Source organism: Acidovorax sp. LjRoot118 (assembly GCF_964253575.1).
Classification (GTDB): domain Bacteria; phylum Pseudomonadota; class Gammaproteobacteria; order Burkholderiales; family Burkholderiaceae_C; genus Acidovorax.
Genome location: NZ_CAXURB020000001.1, coordinates 1,448,224 through 1,464,423, shown reverse-complemented (window position 1 = coordinate 1,464,423; position 16,200 = coordinate 1,448,224). Strand labels below are relative to the sequence as shown.

Sequence of the window (16,200 nt, the reverse complement as noted above, 5' to 3'; positions counted from 1 at the left end):
AAAGTTCATTGCTTCTGGAACGGGCCCCAATCGGGCTCGCGGATGTCTCCAGGCTGGCCAGCCAGGCGTGCCTTGATTTTTCCGTCCAACGTGGTGGTCATGAGCGCCTCGCGGCCCTGCTGCTGCGTGGCATACACGATGAGGCGGCTGTTGGGCGCAAAACTGGGGTTCTCGTCGGCCGAGGTGTCGGTGATGGCGGTGACGGTGCCTGAGGCCAAGTCCATCACGTGCAGTTTGAAGGCCCCGCCCACGCGGGAAATGTAGGCCAACCACTTGCCATCGGGGCTGATGCTGGGCGAGATGTTGTAGGACCCCGTGAAGGTCACGCGTTCGGCACTGCCGCCGCCCGCGGGCACGCGGTAGACCTGGGGCGCACCGCCCCGGTCGCTCACGAAGTAGATGCTGCGGCCGTCGGCAGAGAACATGGGTTCGGTGTCGATGCCGGGGCTTTGCATCAGCCGCTTGGGCTCGCCGCCATTGGCGTCGATCAGGTACAGCTGCGAGCCGCCATCGCGGCTCAGCGTCACGGCCAGATTGCGGCCGTCAGGTGACCAGGCCGGCGCACTGTTGGAACCGCGGAAGTTGGCCACCAGCCGGCGCTGGGCCGAGGCGACCTGGTGGACATACACCACGGGCTTGCGCGACTCGAACGACACGTAGGCGATCTGCCCGCCCGAGGGCGACCAGGCCGGCGAGATGATGGGCTCGGGGCTCGACAGGGCCGATTGCGCATTTTCGCCATCGGCATCGGCCACCCACAGGCTGTAGCGGCTACCGGTCTTGGTGACGTAGACGATGCGGGTGGAGAAGACCCCGCGCTCGCCAGTGAGCTTTTCGTAGACGAAGTCGGCAATGCGGTGCGCCACCAGCCGCAGGTCGGCCTGGGACACGGCGAAGCTCTGGCCGCCCAGGTCCTGGCCCTTGACCACGTCCCACAGCCGAAAGCGCACATCGTAGCGGCCGTCGGGTGTGCGCGTCACGCTGCCGGTCACCAGCGAATCGGCCGTCTTCTGGCGCCACAGGGCCACATCGGGGCGCGAGGTCTCGTCGAGCACCACGCCCGCCGTGTCCACTGCGCGGAACTGGCCGCTGCGCTCCAGATCGGCCTGCACGATGGCGCCGATCTTCTGCGGGGCCTGCGCTTCGCCACGGAAGGGCGCTATGGCTATCGGCAACTGGGTCAGGCCCACGCCCGTGACTTCCACGCGGAACTGCGCGAGTGCGGGCAAGGAGGCAGTGGAGGCAAGAGCGGCCAGAACCTGGCGGCGCATGGGACGCGGCAGGGCCGCTTGGAGGGAGGTGTTGGAGTTGGTGTTGTGATCTGTGGTCATTGGCAGCCGCAGTAGCCGAACAAATGCCGGTTGGCAGCGCCAATGTTACACACTGGGGAAGACCCGCTGTGACAAACTGTGCAGGGGCTTGTGGTCAATCGCTGCACTGCAGCACGAACATGCGCGAGAGATGCCCGCTCGCGTGCCAGGGGGCATCGCGCATCGCCGCCTTAGAATCCGCTGCACATGCAAGCCACCGATCCGAGCGCCACGGGCCCCGCTGCGCCGCCCGCCCCCCCTGCCCCCACCCTCACCGCCCGCCTGGCGCGGCTTTCCGTGTATTTCGGCAACCAGCGGCTGGCCTGGGGCCTGGCCATCGCGGCGACCCTGGTGGGTGCCGCCACGGAGCCTCTGATCCCCGCGCTGCTGCAGCCCCTCCTGGACCGCGGCTTCACCCAGGGCAACCTGCCGCTGTGGGCAGTGCCCCTGGCCATCATGGGGGTGTTCCTGGTGCGCGGCCTGGCGCAGTTCGTGGGCCAGTACGCGCTGGCGCGCATCGCCAACGAAGGCATGCTGCTGCTGCGCCGTGCGCTGTTCGACCGCGTGCTGGCGGCCGAGATGGGGCTGTTCTCGCGCCAGTCGGCCAGCGCACTGTCGAACACCGTGGTCTACGAGGTGCAGACAGGGGCCACGCTGCTGGTGCAGGCCCTGCTGGGCCTGTCGCGCGACGGCTTCACGCTGCTCGCGCTGCTGGGCTACCTCCTGTACCTGAACTGGCAGCTCACGCTCATCGTGGCCGTGGTGGTGCCGGGCGTCGCGTGGATCATGAAGACCCTGTCCAAGCGCCTGTACACCCTGACCAAGAGCAGCCAGCAGGCCACCGATGAGCTGGCCTATGTGGTCGAAGAGAACGTGCTGGCCCACCGCATGGTGCGCCTGCACGGCGCGCAAGAGGGCCAATCGAAGCGCTTTGCAGGCCTGAGCCAGCGCCTGCGCGGCCTGGCCATCAAGTCCACCATCGCCTCGGCCGCGATGACGCCACTCACGCAGCTGCTGGCCGCCGCCGCGCTGTCGGTGGTGATCTGCATTGCGCTATGGCAAAGCCGCGGCACGCTGAACGCCAAGGACGTGACCGTGGGCGGCTTCGTCTCGTTCATCACCGCCATGCTGATGCTGATCGCCCCCATCCGCCGCCTGGCGGACGTGGCCAACCCCATCACGCGCGGCGTGGCGGCGCTGGAGCGTGGCCTGGCCCTGCTGGGCGACACAGGGGCAGAGCAAGGGGGCAGCTACCGCACGGAGCGGGCCCAGGGCGCGCTGGAGCTGCGCGATGTGTCCGTATCGTTCGGCCCCTACAACGCGCCGGCCCTGGACGGCGTGAGCCTCAGCGTGGCCCCCGGGGAGATCGTGGCGCTGGTCGGCCCCTCGGGTGCGGGCAAGACCACGCTGGTGAACCTGCTGCCGCGCTTCATCGCCACCTCGTCCGGCGCCGTGCTGCTCGATGGCCACCCCGTGCAGGACTGGGACCTTTCGACCCTGCGCACGCAGATCGCCATGGTGAGCCAGGACGTGGTGATGTTCAACGACACCATCGCCGCCAACGTGGCGCTGGGCCATGCGGTGGACGACGGCAAGGTGCTGGCCTGCCTGGCCGCCGCCAACCTGGCGGACCACGTGGCATCGCTCGCGCAGGGCATCCACACCGTGGTGGGGCACAACGCCACCCAGCTCTCGGGCGGGCAGCGCCAGCGCCTGGCGATCGCACGCGCGCTCTACAAGGACGCGCCCATCCTCATCCTGGACGAGGCCACCTCGGCATTGGACACGGAGTCGGAGCGCCTGGTGCAGGACGCGCTGAACCGGCTGATGCAGGGCCGCACCACGCTGGTGATTGCCCACCGCCTGTCCACCATCGAGCATGCGGACCGCGTGGTCGTGATGGAGCAGGGCCGCATCGCCGAGCAAGGCACGCACGCCCAATTGGTGGCCGCAGGCGGCCTGTATGCGCGCTTGCAGAGCCGGCCTGCCACGGCCGCAAGGCCTGCCGTAGCCGACGCGCCAGCGGCAGACTGACGACCGACGGCCGGCCCTGGCTTCAGGCCAGAGGCCGTGTCCGGCGCATCACCACTTGCCCGCGTTGGGCTGGCGGCGGCGGATGGCCGTGGCGATCTTCTCGGCCGCTTCGGTGCGGCTCACGCGCATCGCGAAGTCCACGGCCGTCAGGCCCAGTTGGTTCTTGATCGTGGGGTCGGCCCCCTCGTTGAGCAGCAGTTGCACGGCATCGTTGGAGCCGTACTGCGCGGCCATCATCAGCGGCGTGGTGCCGTTGGGCGAGGTGGCGTCGATGTAGGCATGGTTCTCCAGCAGCATGCCGATGATGCGCACATGCTCCTGCTTGATGCCCGAGGCGGCATAGTGCAGCGGCGCCCAGCCTTCCTTGTTCACGTCGGCATCGCGCCCCATCAATGCCTTCACGGCGTCGACGTTGCCCTTGAGCGCGGCCATCATCAACGGGCTTTCGTCCTGCTGGTTGCGGGTCTCCACCTTCAGGCGCCGGTTGGCGATGAGGGCGGCAAACACCTTGAGCGACTCGGCCTGGATCGCCAGCGTCAGCGCCACCTGGCCCTTCGGGTCGCGGATGTTGGGGTCGAATCCGCGGCGCAGCAGATTGTTGACGGTGTCGGCGTCGTCGCGCTCCACGGCCGAAAAGAAGTCCTCATAGGCACCCGCCCAGGCGGTAGCGGCGCCGGTGACCAGTGCCAGGGCGCCCAACAGCGCGGTGCGGCGGCGCAGCGTGTGGCTCGTCATGCGTTCACTCCCTTGAACAAGGTCTCGAAATTGCGGCTGGTGGCCTCGGCCACCTCCTCCACGGCAATGCCGCGGGTTTGCGCCACCTGCTTGGCCACATGGGGCACGTAGGCAGGGCTGTTGGTCTTGCCCCGGTAGGGCACGGGGGCCAGGTAGGGGCTGTCGGTCTCGATCAGCATGCGGTCCAGCGGTACGAAGGCCACCACGTCGCGCAGCTCCTGCGCCGTCTTGAAGGTGATGATGCCCGAGAAGGAAATGTAGTACCCGAGGTCCAGCGCCGCCCGCGCCACCTGCATGGACTCGGTGAAGCAGTGGAACACGCCGCCCGCCAGGTTGCCCGCGCCGTCCTCGCCCTCTTCCTTGAGGATGGCCAGGGTGTCGTCCGACGCGCTGCGGGTGTGGATCACCAGCGGCTTGGCACAGCCGCGCGCGGCGCGGATGTGGGTGCGAAAGCGCTCGCGCTGCCACTCCAGGTCGGCAATGCTGCGCCCGCCCTTGCGGTCTTCCATGCCGTAGTAGTCGAGGCCGGTCTCGCCGATGGCCACCACGCGCGGCAGGGCCGCGCGGTCGAGCAGGTCCTGCACCGAGGGCTCGGTCACGCCCTCATTGTCGGGGTGCACGCCCACCGTGCTCCAGAAGTTGCCGTGCGCCAGCGCCAGCGCATGCACATCGCCGAACTCCTCCATGGTGGTGCAGATGCACAGGGCCCGGTCCACCGAGGCCTCGGCCATGGCCTGGCGGATGGCCGGGAGCTGGTCAACCAGGCCGGGATAGGTGAGGTGGCAATGCGAATCAACGAACATGTGGTTTCAAAATGGAAAAAGCCGACCAGCCTGCGCGGGTCGGCATAGGGTGCGACAAGCTTTCAGATCGTCTGGGTGGGACGGTCCGAACCCAGCGAAGTTCCCAGCAGCTCCTCGATCTTGAGCTTGAGCTGGCGCGACTTCTCGTCCTTGGGGAACTGGATGCCCACGCCCTGCGTGCGGTTGCCGGCAGCACGGGCGGGGGTGACCCAGGCCACGCGGCCTGCCACGGGATAGCGCTGGGTATCGTCAGGCAGCGTCAGCAGCACATACACATCGTCGCCGAGCTTGTAGTCGCGCTGGGTGGGCACAAAAATGCCCCCTTCGACGAAAAAGGGAATATAGGCCGCATACAAGGCCGCCTTTTCCTTGATGGCCAGCTGCATGACGCTGGGGCGGGGGGCGGTGGATGGACTGCTCATGGTGGGTGGGACGGCTTCAGTGCCTGGAGTGTAGGGTGTTTCGCGCCTGGGCGACAAGCGCCTCCAGCATGAGGCCGGCATTGAAGGGGTGGTCGGCCGTGCGCGCCGCCTTGGCCAGCGCCTTGGACCAACGCGTCAACGGGCCCAGCGGCGGTGGCTTGGGCAGGTCGGCCGGGGCAAAGTAGCGCGGCGCGGCACCCACGCTGGCGGCCAGCAGGTCATGGCAGAGCTTTTGCAGCGCGTCGATCACCTGCGCGGGCGACCAGTCACCCAGCGCCGTGACATCACCGCGCGCCACGGCCTGCGGCAGCAGGGCCCAGGCCTGCGGACTGCGGCCCGAGCGGGCCAGGGCCAGCGCATCGTCGGGCCGCCCGCCTGCGGCACGCAGAAAGGCCGGCGCCGCATCGGCGGCAATGCCCTGCCCCTTGAGCCAGGCCAGCATCTCGGCCTCGGCCGGCCAGACCATGGTGTGGCCCAGGCAGCGGCTGCGGATGGTGGGCAGCAGCTGGTGTGCGGCCTCGCTGGCCAGGACGAAGCGCACATCGCCCGGCGGCTCCTCCAGCGTCTTGAGCAAGGCGTTGGCCGTGATGTGGTTCATCTGCTCGGCCGGGTACACCAGCACCGCCTTGCCACGCCCGCGCGCCGAGGTGCGCTGCGAGAACTCCACCGCATCGCGCATGGCCTCCACGCGGATTTCCTTGCTGGCCTTGCGCTTCTTGTCGTCGATGTCGGCCTGCGCTTTTTCGGACAGCGGCCAGCCCAGGGCCATCATCTGCACCTCGGGCATCAGCACGCACAGGTCGGCATGGGTGCGCACCTCGATGGCGTGGCAGCTGCCGCACTGGCCGCAAGCGCCTTCTGGCGTGGGCCGGTCGCACAGCCAGGCACGCACCATCTCAAGGCCCAGCGCGTACTGGCCCAGGCCCGAGGGCCCCTGCAGCAGCCAGGCATGGCCGCGCTGGGCGAGCAAGGTGGTGCGCTGCGCGGCGATCCAGGGTGCCAGCGGGGTGGTGGTGGCGTCGCTCATGCCAGGTCCTTCGGCGTGGGCACCATGATGGACAGCCAGCCCTTGCGCACGAACACGCTGGTCAGCTGCTGCCAGACACGGTGGCGGTCCAGCGCGGCATCGAGCCGGGCAAAGCGCGCGGGCTCCACGACGGCCCGGTCGGCATAGCCCTGTGCCACGCGGCGAAAGAACTCCACGGGCTGCGCCTCGAAGCGGTCGGGCACGCGGGCGCCGGCCAGGCGCTCGGCCGCCACCTCGGGCGCCAGATCAAACCAGACGGTCAGGTCCGGGTTGCGCAAGGTGCCAGCGCCGGCCCCTGGCACGAGACCGCCCTGGGCCATGCGCTCCAGCGTGGACAGGGTCATGAGGTCGAAGCCCCGCCCCGCCCCCTGGTAGGCAAAGGTGGCATCGGTGAAGCGGTCGCACAGCACCACATCGCCCCGGGCAAGGGCCGGTTCGATCACATTGCACAGGTGGTCGCGGCGGGCGGCAAAGATCAGCAGCGACTCGGTCAGCGGGTCCATGGCGTCGTTCAGCACCATCTCGCGCAGCTTTTCGGCCAGCGGCGTGCCGCCGGGCTCGCGGCTCACCGTCACCGTGCGGCCTTGCGAGCGGAATGCCGAGGCCAGCCCTTCGATGTGCGAGGACTTGCCGGCACCGTCGATGCCTTCAAAGGTGATGAAGAGGCCGGGTCGTGACATGAAAACCTTTGTCCAGAGTATGCAGGCGGGAGAGCATGGCGCGCTGAGGCAGCCTACTGCTGCCCGCGCTGGTAGCGGTTGACGGCACGGTTGTGCTCGTCCAGCGAGGCGCTGAAGTGGCTGGTGCCGTCGCCCTTGGCCACGAAGTACAGCGCCTTGGTGCGCTCGGGCTGCACGGCGGCCAGCAGCGAGGCCTTGCCGGGCATGGCAATCGGGGTCGGGGGCAGGCCGCCTCGGGTGTAGGTGTTCCAGGGCGTATCGGCCAGCAGGTCGCGCCGGCGCAGGTTGCCATCGAACTTCTCGCCCAGGCCGTAGATCACCGTGGGGTCGGTCTGCAGCAGCATGCCGGTGCGCAGGCGATTCACGAACACGCCGGCGATCTGTGCGCGGTCGCTGGCGCGGCCGGTTTCCTTCTCGACGATGCTGGCCAGGACCAGCGCCTCATCGGCGGACTTGAGCGGTGTGTCGGCCGAGCGCTGGCTCCAGGCGGCTTCAAGCTTGCGGTCCATGGCGTGCAGGGCGCGGCGCAGCACCGCCAGGTCGCTCGATCCCTTGGCGTAGGTGTAGGTGTCCGGGAAGAAGCGGCCCTCGGGCGCCACGCCGGGGCGGCCCAGCTGCGCCATCAGCGCCTCGTCGGTCAGGCCCTTGGAGTCGGGCTTGATCTGGTCGTCGTTGGCCAGGGCCTGGCGCACCTGGCGGAAGTTCCAGCCCTCCACCAGCGTCAGCGCGCGCAGCGCCTCCTCGCCACGCACCAGCTTGGCCAGCAGGCTGCGCGGCGTGGTACCGAGCGGGATCTCGTAGTTGCCGGCCTTGATCATGCGGTCCTGCCCCGAAAATCGGAACCAGGCATAGAGCAGTTGCGCATCGGTGCGCACACCGGCGGCCACCACGTCGCGGGCCACGCCGCGAGGCGTGGTGCCGGGCTCGATGGCCAGCTCCAGCGGCTCGTTGCCAACCATGGGCAGGGGCTGGTGCAGCCACCAGAAGGCGGCTCCACCTGCGGCGATCACGATCACCAAGAGAAAAACCAGTAAGCGTCGCACAACCCTGCTGCCTGTAGATAAAGGGAGCGGGCATCATAATTCAGCCATGACCCAGCTTCCCCTGAATGGCATTGCCCCTCTGTCGCACCTTGGCGTGATCCGCGTGGAAGGCGAAGACGCCGCCAAGTTCCTCCACGGCCAGCTCACGCAGGACTATGCCCTGCTGGGCTTGGGCGAGGCGCGGCTGTCGGCTTTTCTCTCGGCCAAGGGCCGCATGCAGGCCAGCATGATCGGCCTCAAGCGCAGCCCTGTCGAGGTGCTGCTCGTGATCAGCCAGGACCTGCTGGCCACCACGCTCAAGCGCCTGTCGATGTTCGTGATGCGTGCCAAGGCCAAACTGAACGACGCCACGGCCGACTTTGCCTTGTACGGCCTGGCGGGCGATGCCGTCGCCTCACTTGCAGGTGGCACGGCCCCGGCCTGGACCAAGGCCGAGGTCGGCTCCGCCAGTGTGGTCCACCTCTACCCTGCCGCAGGCCAACCGCGTGCGCTGTGGGTGGCGCCTGCCGCCGACCCGGCCCCCGCAGGCCCGGCGCTGGACCTGGCACTGTGGCAGTGGAGCGAGGTGCAGAGCGGTGTGGCCACCCTGACCCAGCCGTTGTTCGAGGCGTTCGTGCCGCAGATGCTCAATTACGAGTCCGTGGGCGGTGTCAATTTCAAGAAGGGCTGCTATCCCGGCCAGGAGGTGGTGGCGCGCAGCCAGTTCCGTGGCACGCTCAAGCGGCGGGGGTACATCGCGCATGCCGGCAGTGCGGTGGCGGTGGGGGCGGAAGTGTTTGCTGCGGGTGATCTGGAGCAGCCTTGTGGGACGGTGGTGCAGGTGGCTGCTGCACCGGGTGGCGGGTTCGACCTGATCCTTTCGATGCAGATTTCGGCAGCTGGCGGTCCACTGCAGGTCGGCGCGCGGGAGGGCGTGGCCCTTGCGCTGCAGCCGTTGCCTTACGCTTTGCTTGACGATATCTGATCAGTTTGTGGGGAGGCATGCCGCATGCCTTGCTTGAGGGCGGAGGCCGGGTCTCGGCCCGGCGGCCGAGGTACCTTTCTTTGCGTCGCCAAAGAAACGTACCCCAAAGAAAGGCGACCCCGCTGCCCGTGTCCCCCTCGCCGGGGGCGAGGGGGCAGCCTGCGATGCTCGGTCCTGGGGTGACGCCGAAGAACTCCCTGCGCTCCCTCTTCAAGGGAGCTCCGGTCAAACAGCTTCGGCGAGTCAGATGACGATGCGCGTGTCCTTCGGCACGCGCTCACCCCAGGCCCTGCGCTTCTCGGCACGGTCAGAAGGGGGTGGGAGCGGGCTCCACACGGGCCATTGCTTCGCTCGGCCTGTGGTCCTTCGCTGCGCTCGGCTCGCCAGGGCGGCTGCGCCGCCCGTCGGCAGCGCGTAGCGTGTAACCGACACCCGGCGCAGCTGCGAAGCAGCAGCCGTCTTTGTCCCCGCTCCCCGCCCCTGCTGGCTGCGCCGAGAAGCGCAGGGGCTGGGGTGGGTGCGTGTGCCGAAGGACACACGCACTTCGTGATCTGGCTTGCCGCAGCTGTTTGAGCGGAGTTCGAAGAACGCAGCGAGTTCTGCGGCACCACCCCAGGACCGAGCATCGCAGGTTGCCCCCGTTCGCCCGACAGGGCGTACGGGGGACGCAGACTGGGGGTCGCCTTTTCTTGGCCCACCTTCTTTTGGCGACGCAAAAGAAGGTGGGTGCGCCGCCGGGCGCACATCCCGGCCTCCACCCTCAACAAAGGCACGCCTCATCAAAGCGAAGCGACACCCAAAGCCAAATATTCAAAAAACCCGCGCCATCACAACATGCGCAATCCCCGCCTCCTCATAAGGCTCCCCCACCACAGCAAACCCCGCCCTCCGATAAAACCCCTCCGCATTGCCCTGCGCATGCAACTGCACCTCCCGGTCCCCACGAGCCCGTGAAGCATCCACCAACGCATCCAGCACCTTGCGCCCCCACCGCGTCCCCCGCACCGACCGGTCCACCGCCAGCCGCCCGATGCGCCCCACACCCGGTGCCTCCTGCAACAGCCGCCCCGCCGCAATCGGCTGCCCCAGCCGGTTGTAGACCACCGCATGGCGCGCAGTGGCATCGAGCGCATCGGCCTCGATCTCGGCGGGAATGCCCTGCTCCGTGACGAACACGGCAGTGCGCAAGCGGCCCGCATCACGGCCCAGCGCATTCCAGTCGCCGGTCCTGACCTCGGCCGTGTCCTCCCCGGCTTCGAAGGCGGTGATGATGTCGCGCAGCGCCTGGGGCACAGGGCGCGACTTCTGCGCCACCGGGTCGGCGAAAACGTACACCAGCTCGCCCGAAACCAGCAGCCGGTTACCACTGAAGATACCCGCCTCGAACAGGCACGAGGAATTGCCCACGCGCGCGCAGCGCATGCCCACGTCCAGCGTGTCGTCCATGCGCGCCGAGGCGTGGTATTCGAGGCTCGCCTTCTTCACGAACATCTCGCCGTCGAGCGCGTGCATGCTGGCCTCGTAGGGCAAGGCCAGGGCGCGCCAGTATTCGGACATGGCGTTGTCGATGTACATCAGGTAGTGGCCGTTGAACACGATCTTCTGCATGTCCACTTCGGCCCACCGCACCCTCAGGCGGTGGAAACAACGGAAATCACGGCGTTGCATAGCTTGTGTCTCACTCCAATTGAAAAGCGTTGCGCAGAGCGCGCGCCGCGTCGGCATGGGCCTGGCGCGCCTCGGGTATGGCGCGGCCCATCTTGATGAATTCATGCGTCACGCCGCGGTAGATCTCCAGGTCCACCGCCACGCCGGCCGCACGCAGCTTGTCGGCATAGTCCACGCCCTCGTCCACCAGCGGATCGCACTCGGCCAGTCCCATCCACACCGGGGCTACGCCTTCCACATCATCGGCATGCAGGGGCGCGAAGCGCCAGTCCTCGCGCTGCTCGCGGGTGGTCACGTACTGGCCGAAGAACCAGGTGATGGCCGGCTCGTCGAGCACCAGGCCGCTGGCAAAGCGGGTGTGCGAGGGTGTGTCCTGGTGCGCCGCGCAGCCCGGGTAGATCAGCAACTGCAGCACCAGCGGCAGGCCCGCATCGCGCGCGAGGATGGCGCTCACCGTGGCCAGCGTGCCGCCGGCGCTGTCACCACCCACGGCGATGCGCGCCGGGTCGGCACCCAGGCCAGCCGCATTCGCGTGCAGCCAGGCCAGCGCGTCCCAGGCGTCGTTGGTGGCCGTCGGAAAGCGGTGCTCGGGTGCCAGCCGGTAATCAAGCGACACCACCATGCAGCCCGCCAGCCGCGCGAGCTCGCGGCACAGGATGTCGTGCGTAGCGATGCTGCCGATGGTGAAACCGCCGCCATGGGTGTACAACAGCACGGGCAGCGGGCCCGCGTCCTGCGGCGAGGGGGCGTACAGGCGCGCAGGCAGCGGATGGCCGTCGCGTGCAGGGATGGAGAAGTCCTCCACGCGGGGCAGAACGGGCTTGGGAATCTCCAGCACATCCGCCCCCGCCGCATAGGCGGTGCGCGCGTCCTGCGGGGTGCGGGTGTACAGCGGCGGGTGGCCCGCACGCGCCATGCGTTCGAGCACGCTGCGCATCTGGGGGGTCAGGCGGTTGGCGTGGATGTGCAGATCGGTCAAAGGGCAAACTCGCTCATTTTCAAAAAAGGCAGGGACGAATCTACCCGAACGCCCTGCACCGTGCCGCAGCGCCCTGAAAAGCCGGCCACGCCGTTGTCACGGAGGTGACGAAAAAAGCGGCATCCATGAGGGTTTGCTTCAGGGCCATGCCGCCCCCTGGGTTGTAAAGTCGATAGCCATCCTCCACGCAATTTCCCGCAACGCCATGGCTTTCATCTACTACGTCACCCAGATCCAGTTCGAGTTCGGCGCCGTGAAGCTGCTCCAGCAGGAATGCGAGCGCGTGGGCATCACCCGCCCGCTGGTCGTGACGGACCCTGGTGTCAAGGCTGCGGGCGTGTTGCAGAAGGCGCTGGATGCACTGGCCGGGCTGCCCGTGGCGGTGTTCGACCAGACGCCCTCCAATCCCACCGAAGCGGCCGTGCGCGCCGCCGTGGAGATGTACAAACGCGAGGGCTGCGATGGCCTGATCGCCGTGGGCGGCGGCTCGGCCATCGACTGCGCCAAGGGCATCGCGATCGCTGCCACGCACGAAGGCCCGCTCACGCACTACGCCACCATCGAAGGCGGCTCGCCGCGCATCACCGAGCGCGCCGCGCCGCTGATCGCCGTGCCCACCACCAGCGGCACCGGCAGCGAGGTGGCACGTGGCGCCATCATCATCGTCGACGACCACCGCAAGCTCGGCTTTCACTCCTGGAACCTGGTGCCCCGAACCGCCATCTGCGACCCCGAACTCACCCTGGGCCTGCCGCCCGCGCTCACTGCGGCCACCGGCATGGATGCCATCGCGCACTGCATGGAGACTTTCATGTCGGCCGCCTTCAACCCGCCGGCCGACGGCATTGCCCTGGACGGCCTCACGCGCGGCTGGGCGAACATCGAGCCGGCTACGCGCAACGGCAGCGACCGCGATGCGCGCCTGCACATGATGAGCGCCAGCATGCAGGGCGCCATGGCCTTCCAGAAGGGCCTGGGTGCCGTGCATTCGCTGAGCCACAGCCTGGGCGGCGTGAACCCGCGCCTGCACCATGGCACGCTCAACGCCATGTTCCTGCCCGCCGTGGTGCGCTTCAATGCCGGGGCCGAATCCGTGCAGAAGGACAAGCGCCTGGAACGCATGGCCCATGCCATGGGCCTGGCCAGCGCAGGCGACATCCCCGAAGCCATCCGCGACATGAACGCCCGCCTGGGCCTGCCCACGGGCCTGGCGGCCATGGGCGTGACCGAAAGCATGTTCGACGACATCATCAAGGGTGCGATGGCCGACCACTGCCACAAGACCAACCCGCGCATCGCCACGCCCGAGGAATACCGGGACATGCTCACGCAGTCGCTCTGACGCCTTCAGCAGCCCGCCCGGCGGCCGGCAAACCAGGTCCGCAGCCGCCTGCCAGCCCCACGGCGGCCTCCCCCATACGGGCGGGGCACAGACAGCGCCCGTGCAGCTAAACTGCGAGCTGTCAAACAATAATTAACAAAGTAATTAACGGACCGGCGCCGCAGGGCGCCGTGGGCCGTTGCCACTGCTGAGCGAGGCGGCATGCATGGTGGAGTGCATGGCCGGCACGCGGGCCGGGCTGTCGGCTGTGCCACCGGAAACGGGCGGGCGCTCGCCGCTGGCGATCCCGCGCGCTCTTTCATCCAATCCATGAAATGACCGGCTGATCCATCCATGCGCGCAGAAAAATTCAGGGCCTGGCTGACACAGGGAACCATTCCCCGGCTGTATCTCGCGATCCTGGTGATCATCGTGGCGGTCGTGGCCGTGCGCTACCAGCAACTGGTGTCGCTGGAGGAGGAGGAAGCCAACGACCGCGCCGTGGCCGAACTGGCGCGTGTGGGCGACAGCCTGCTGCCCACCCTGGTGGCCCTGGACCCAGCGAACCGCGAGTCGGCCGCCCGCGTGCTGCAGGCCACACCCACGCGCTTCGGCCCGGCCGTGCAGTCGCTGCTGTGGCAGGTCCCAGGCCAGGCGCCCCTGCAATGGACCGCGCCCCCCGTGGCCATGCAGGCCCCTGCGTGGTTTGCCCAGGTCCTGGACATCACCCCGCCCACGCAGCGCTTCGGCCAGGCGTTTGCGGACGGTCGCACCGGCGTGCTCACGGTCACCGCCGATCCCGGCATCCTGGTGGACCGGGTCTGGAAGACGGTGGTGGTGCAGGCCCGCATCTCGGCGCTGAACATCTTCACCATCCTGTTCCTGCTGACCCTGATCCTGCGCGCCAACGCCCGCATGCTGCGCCGCCTGACCGAGGCCACGGACCGCTTCCGCCAAGGGCACCTGGACACGCGCATGGACATCAAGGGCACCCTGGAATCGCGGGCGGTGGCCAACACTTTCAACGACATGGCGGGCAAGGTGCAGTCGCTGGTGCACTCGCTGCGCGAGACGCAGCAACTGCAGAGCGAGCAACTGCACTTCACGCGCCAGCTCATCGACGCCCTGCCCCTGCCGGTTTTCGTGCGCGAGGCGGACGGCACCTTCGTCGATGCCAACCGCGCCTGGCAACGGCTGTTCCAGAACGGCGACCCCGGCCTGCCGGGCCAGGGCATGTTCCCGGGCCTCACGGCGCCGCACCTGCTCTCACCCGCACAGTCCCGGCAACTGGCCATGTCGCAGGACAACGAGGTGCTGGTGCAGCCCCCCGGCCAACTGGCACGCACCATGGCCTACTATGAAGCGCCCTTCACCAGCACGAACGGCGCCGTGGCCGGCACCGTGGGCACGCTGGTGGACATCACCGAGCGCAAACGCGCCGAGCAGGCACTGCGCAACGAGAAGGACCGCGCCGAAGTCACGCTGGCCTCCATCGGCGATGGCGTGATCACCACCGACCTGGCCGGTTGCATCGAGACCATCAACGAGGCGGCCCAGCTCATGACCGGCTACACCGCCGATCAGGCTGTGGGTGAACTGCTGGACGACGTTTTCCGGCTGTACGAGGAGCCCGCGAGCCAGGCGGCCGGCCGTGCCACCGGGGAACAGGTCCATGCCAACGCCCATCGCCCGGCCATGCAGGAAGTGCTGCTGCACCGCTCGGGCGAGCGCTACGCCATCGAGTACACCGCATCGGCCATCCGCCAGGGCAGCGGGCGCGCATCGGGCTGCGTGCTGGTGTTCCGCGATGTGACCGAGGCCAGCCACCTGCGCCACCAGATCTCCTGGCATGCGCGGCACGATGGCCTGACCGGCCTGCTCAACCGCGCCGCCCTGGCCGAGCGGCTCACGCACGCCCTGTTCGTGACGGGCCGCAGCCCCACCCTGCTGGCCGTGTGCATGCTGGACCTGGACCATTTCCAGGCCATCAACGACGCCCACGGCCACCGCATGGGCGACCGCCTGCTCAAGGAGGTGGCCCAACGCCTGAACGCCTTTGCCACCGGCAGCAATGCCGCGGCGCGCCTGGGGGGTGACGAGTTCGTGCTGCTGCTCAACCACCAGACCGACGTGCCCGCCATCGAAGAGCATGTGCACCAGCTCATGCAACAGCTTGCCGCGCCCTATGCCATCGACGACCGCCTGCTGCACACCACCGCCAGCGTGGGCGTGGCCGTGTTCCCGCAGGACGACGTGAACCCCGACACCCTGCTGCGCCAGGCCGACCAGGCCATGTGCCAGGCCAAGCGCTCGGGCCGCAACCGCATGCACCTGTTCGACGTGCAGCTCGACCACGCGGTGCAGACCCAGCATTCGCAGCAGACCCGGGTGGCCCAGGGGCTGCAGGCCGGCGAGATGCGCCTGTACTACCAGCCCAAGGTGAACCTGCGCACCGGCGAGGTGCTGGGCATGGAAGCACTGCTGCGCTGGCAGCACCCGGAGCAGGGCCTGCTCGGACCCCAGCATGTGCTCCCCCTGCTGGAAGATGTGGAGGTGGTGGCCGAACTCGGCGAGTGGGTGCTCAAGGAAGCGCTGGCTCAGATGCGGCAGTGGAGCCTGGCGGGTGTGCAGTGGGAGGTCAGCGTGAACATCGCTGCACAGCACTTTCACCGCCCCGACTTCGTGGACCGGCTCAAGGACCTGCTGCTGACCTGCCCGGAAGTGTCCCCCGCCCGGCTGGAACTCGAGATCCTGGAATCCGCCGCGCTGCAGGACATGCAGTACATGCGCAGCATGATGCACAGCTGCCAGGCACTGGGCGTGCGCTTCGCGCTCGACGACTTCGGCACCGGCTTCTCGTCGCTGTCCTACCTCAAGCGCCTGCCGGCGGAAACCATCAAGATCGACCAGTCTTTCGTGCACGGCATCCTGCACGACGAGGACGACCTGACCCTGGTCAACGCCATCATCACCCTGGCCCGGGCCTTCAACCGCCACGTGATCGCCGAAGGCGTGGAAACACCGGCCCATGGCGAAAAACTGCTGGCGCTGGGCTGCGAGCGGGCCCAGGGCTTCGGCATTGCGCCCCCCATGCCCGCGCACGAGGTGCTGGCCTGGACACGGGCCTACGAGCAACGCCACCTCCAGCAGACCGCAGCGGCCCGGCCGGCCAGCGTGGTCACGCCTTCTTCCCCCATACCTGCCCGCTGAGCAG

13 protein-coding genes are annotated in these 16,200 nt (G+C 68.4%); 4 read left to right on the top strand and 9 right to left on the bottom strand.

The features are described from left to right. Window positions 1–5: 5 nt before the first annotated feature. Window positions 6–1,331 carry a Tol-Pal system beta propeller repeat protein TolB gene (gene tolB, locus ACSQ9E_RS06840; RefSeq protein ID WP_436217255.1) on the bottom strand — a complete coding sequence of 442 codons (1,326 nt, stop codon included), beginning with the start codon at window positions 1,329–1,331 and terminating at the stop codon, window positions 6–8. A 186-nt stretch (window positions 1,332–1,517) separates the two neighbouring features. On the opposite strand from tolB, the gene msbA reads away from it, so the two are divergent. Further along, window positions 1,518–3,344: a lipid A export permease/ATP-binding protein MsbA gene (msbA, locus tag ACSQ9E_RS06835; protein WP_436217254.1), complete on the top strand. Its 1,827-nt coding sequence runs from the start codon at window positions 1,518–1,520 to the stop codon at window positions 3,342–3,344. Between the two features lie 48 nt (window positions 3,345–3,392). Here msbA and ACSQ9E_RS06830 read toward each other — a convergent pair whose 3' ends face one another. From ACSQ9E_RS06830 to mltG, 6 genes are all read right to left on the bottom strand, one after another. After that, window positions 3,393–4,079: an ankyrin repeat domain-containing protein gene (locus ACSQ9E_RS06830; protein ID WP_436217253.1), complete on the bottom strand. Its 687-nt coding sequence runs from the start codon at window positions 4,077–4,079 to the stop codon at window positions 3,393–3,395. After that, window positions 4,076–4,882, bottom strand: a complete 807-nt coding sequence (locus ACSQ9E_RS06825) for a TatD family hydrolase (RefSeq protein WP_436217252.1) — start codon at window positions 4,880–4,882, stop codon at window positions 4,076–4,078. Before ACSQ9E_RS06825 ends, ACSQ9E_RS06830 begins: the two co-directional genes overlap by 4 nt. Before the next feature lie 62 nt (window positions 4,883–4,944). Beyond that, window positions 4,945–5,304 (bottom strand): PilZ domain-containing protein, encoded by a 360-nt coding sequence (locus tag ACSQ9E_RS06820; protein WP_057206042.1) that lies wholly within the window; start codon window positions 5,302–5,304, stop codon window positions 4,945–4,947. Window positions 5,305–5,320: 16 nt separating this feature from the next. Beyond that, entirely contained in the window at window positions 5,321–6,331 is a 1,011-nt protein-coding gene (locus ACSQ9E_RS06815; protein ID WP_436217251.1) for a DNA polymerase III subunit delta', read from the bottom strand. After that, on the bottom strand, window positions 6,328–7,011 hold the full coding sequence (tmk, locus tag ACSQ9E_RS06810) for a dTMP kinase (RefSeq protein ID WP_057206038.1): 684 nt from the start codon (window positions 7,009–7,011) through the stop codon (window positions 6,328–6,330). The genes ACSQ9E_RS06815 and tmk overlap by 4 nt, the downstream gene beginning before the upstream one ends. Before the next feature lie 53 nt (window positions 7,012–7,064). Then, window positions 7,065–8,054 (bottom strand): endolytic transglycosylase MltG, encoded by a 990-nt coding sequence (gene mltG, locus ACSQ9E_RS06805; RefSeq protein WP_057206036.1) that lies wholly within the window; start codon window positions 8,052–8,054, stop codon window positions 7,065–7,067. A 46-nt stretch (window positions 8,055–8,100) separates the two neighbouring features. On the opposite strand from mltG, the gene ygfZ reads away from it, so the two are divergent. After that, window positions 8,101–9,018 carry a CAF17-like 4Fe-4S cluster assembly/insertion protein YgfZ gene (gene ygfZ, locus ACSQ9E_RS06800; RefSeq protein ID WP_436217250.1) on the top strand — a complete coding sequence of 306 codons (918 nt, stop codon included), beginning with the start codon at window positions 8,101–8,103 and terminating at the stop codon, window positions 9,016–9,018. Window positions 9,019–9,828: 810 nt separating this feature from the next. On the opposite strand, the gene ACSQ9E_RS06795 is transcribed toward ygfZ, so the two are convergent. Both ACSQ9E_RS06795 and ACSQ9E_RS06790 read right to left on the bottom strand, forming a co-directional pair. Continuing rightward, complete coding sequence (locus tag ACSQ9E_RS06795; RefSeq protein ID WP_436217249.1) at window positions 9,829–10,686, bottom strand: YbgC/FadM family acyl-CoA thioesterase; 858 nt, start codon at window positions 10,684–10,686, stop codon at window positions 9,829–9,831. Window positions 10,687–10,696: 10 nt separating this feature from the next. Then, window positions 10,697–11,623, bottom strand: coding sequence for an alpha/beta hydrolase (locus tag ACSQ9E_RS06790; RefSeq protein WP_436220194.1), 927 nt, complete (start codon window positions 11,621–11,623; stop codon window positions 10,697–10,699). A gap of 247 nt (window positions 11,624–11,870) precedes the next feature. Here ACSQ9E_RS06790 and ACSQ9E_RS06785 point away from each other — a divergent pair, with 247 nt between their 5' ends. Further along, a complete protein-coding gene (locus ACSQ9E_RS06785) occupies window positions 11,871–13,007 on the top strand; it encodes an iron-containing alcohol dehydrogenase (RefSeq protein WP_436217248.1) in 1,137 nt (378 codons plus the stop codon). Between the two features lie 333 nt (window positions 13,008–13,340). Continuing rightward, window positions 13,341–16,196, top strand: coding sequence for an EAL domain-containing protein (locus tag ACSQ9E_RS06780; RefSeq protein ID WP_436217247.1), 2,856 nt, complete (start codon window positions 13,341–13,343; stop codon window positions 16,194–16,196). Window positions 16,197–16,200: the final 4 nt, after the last annotated feature.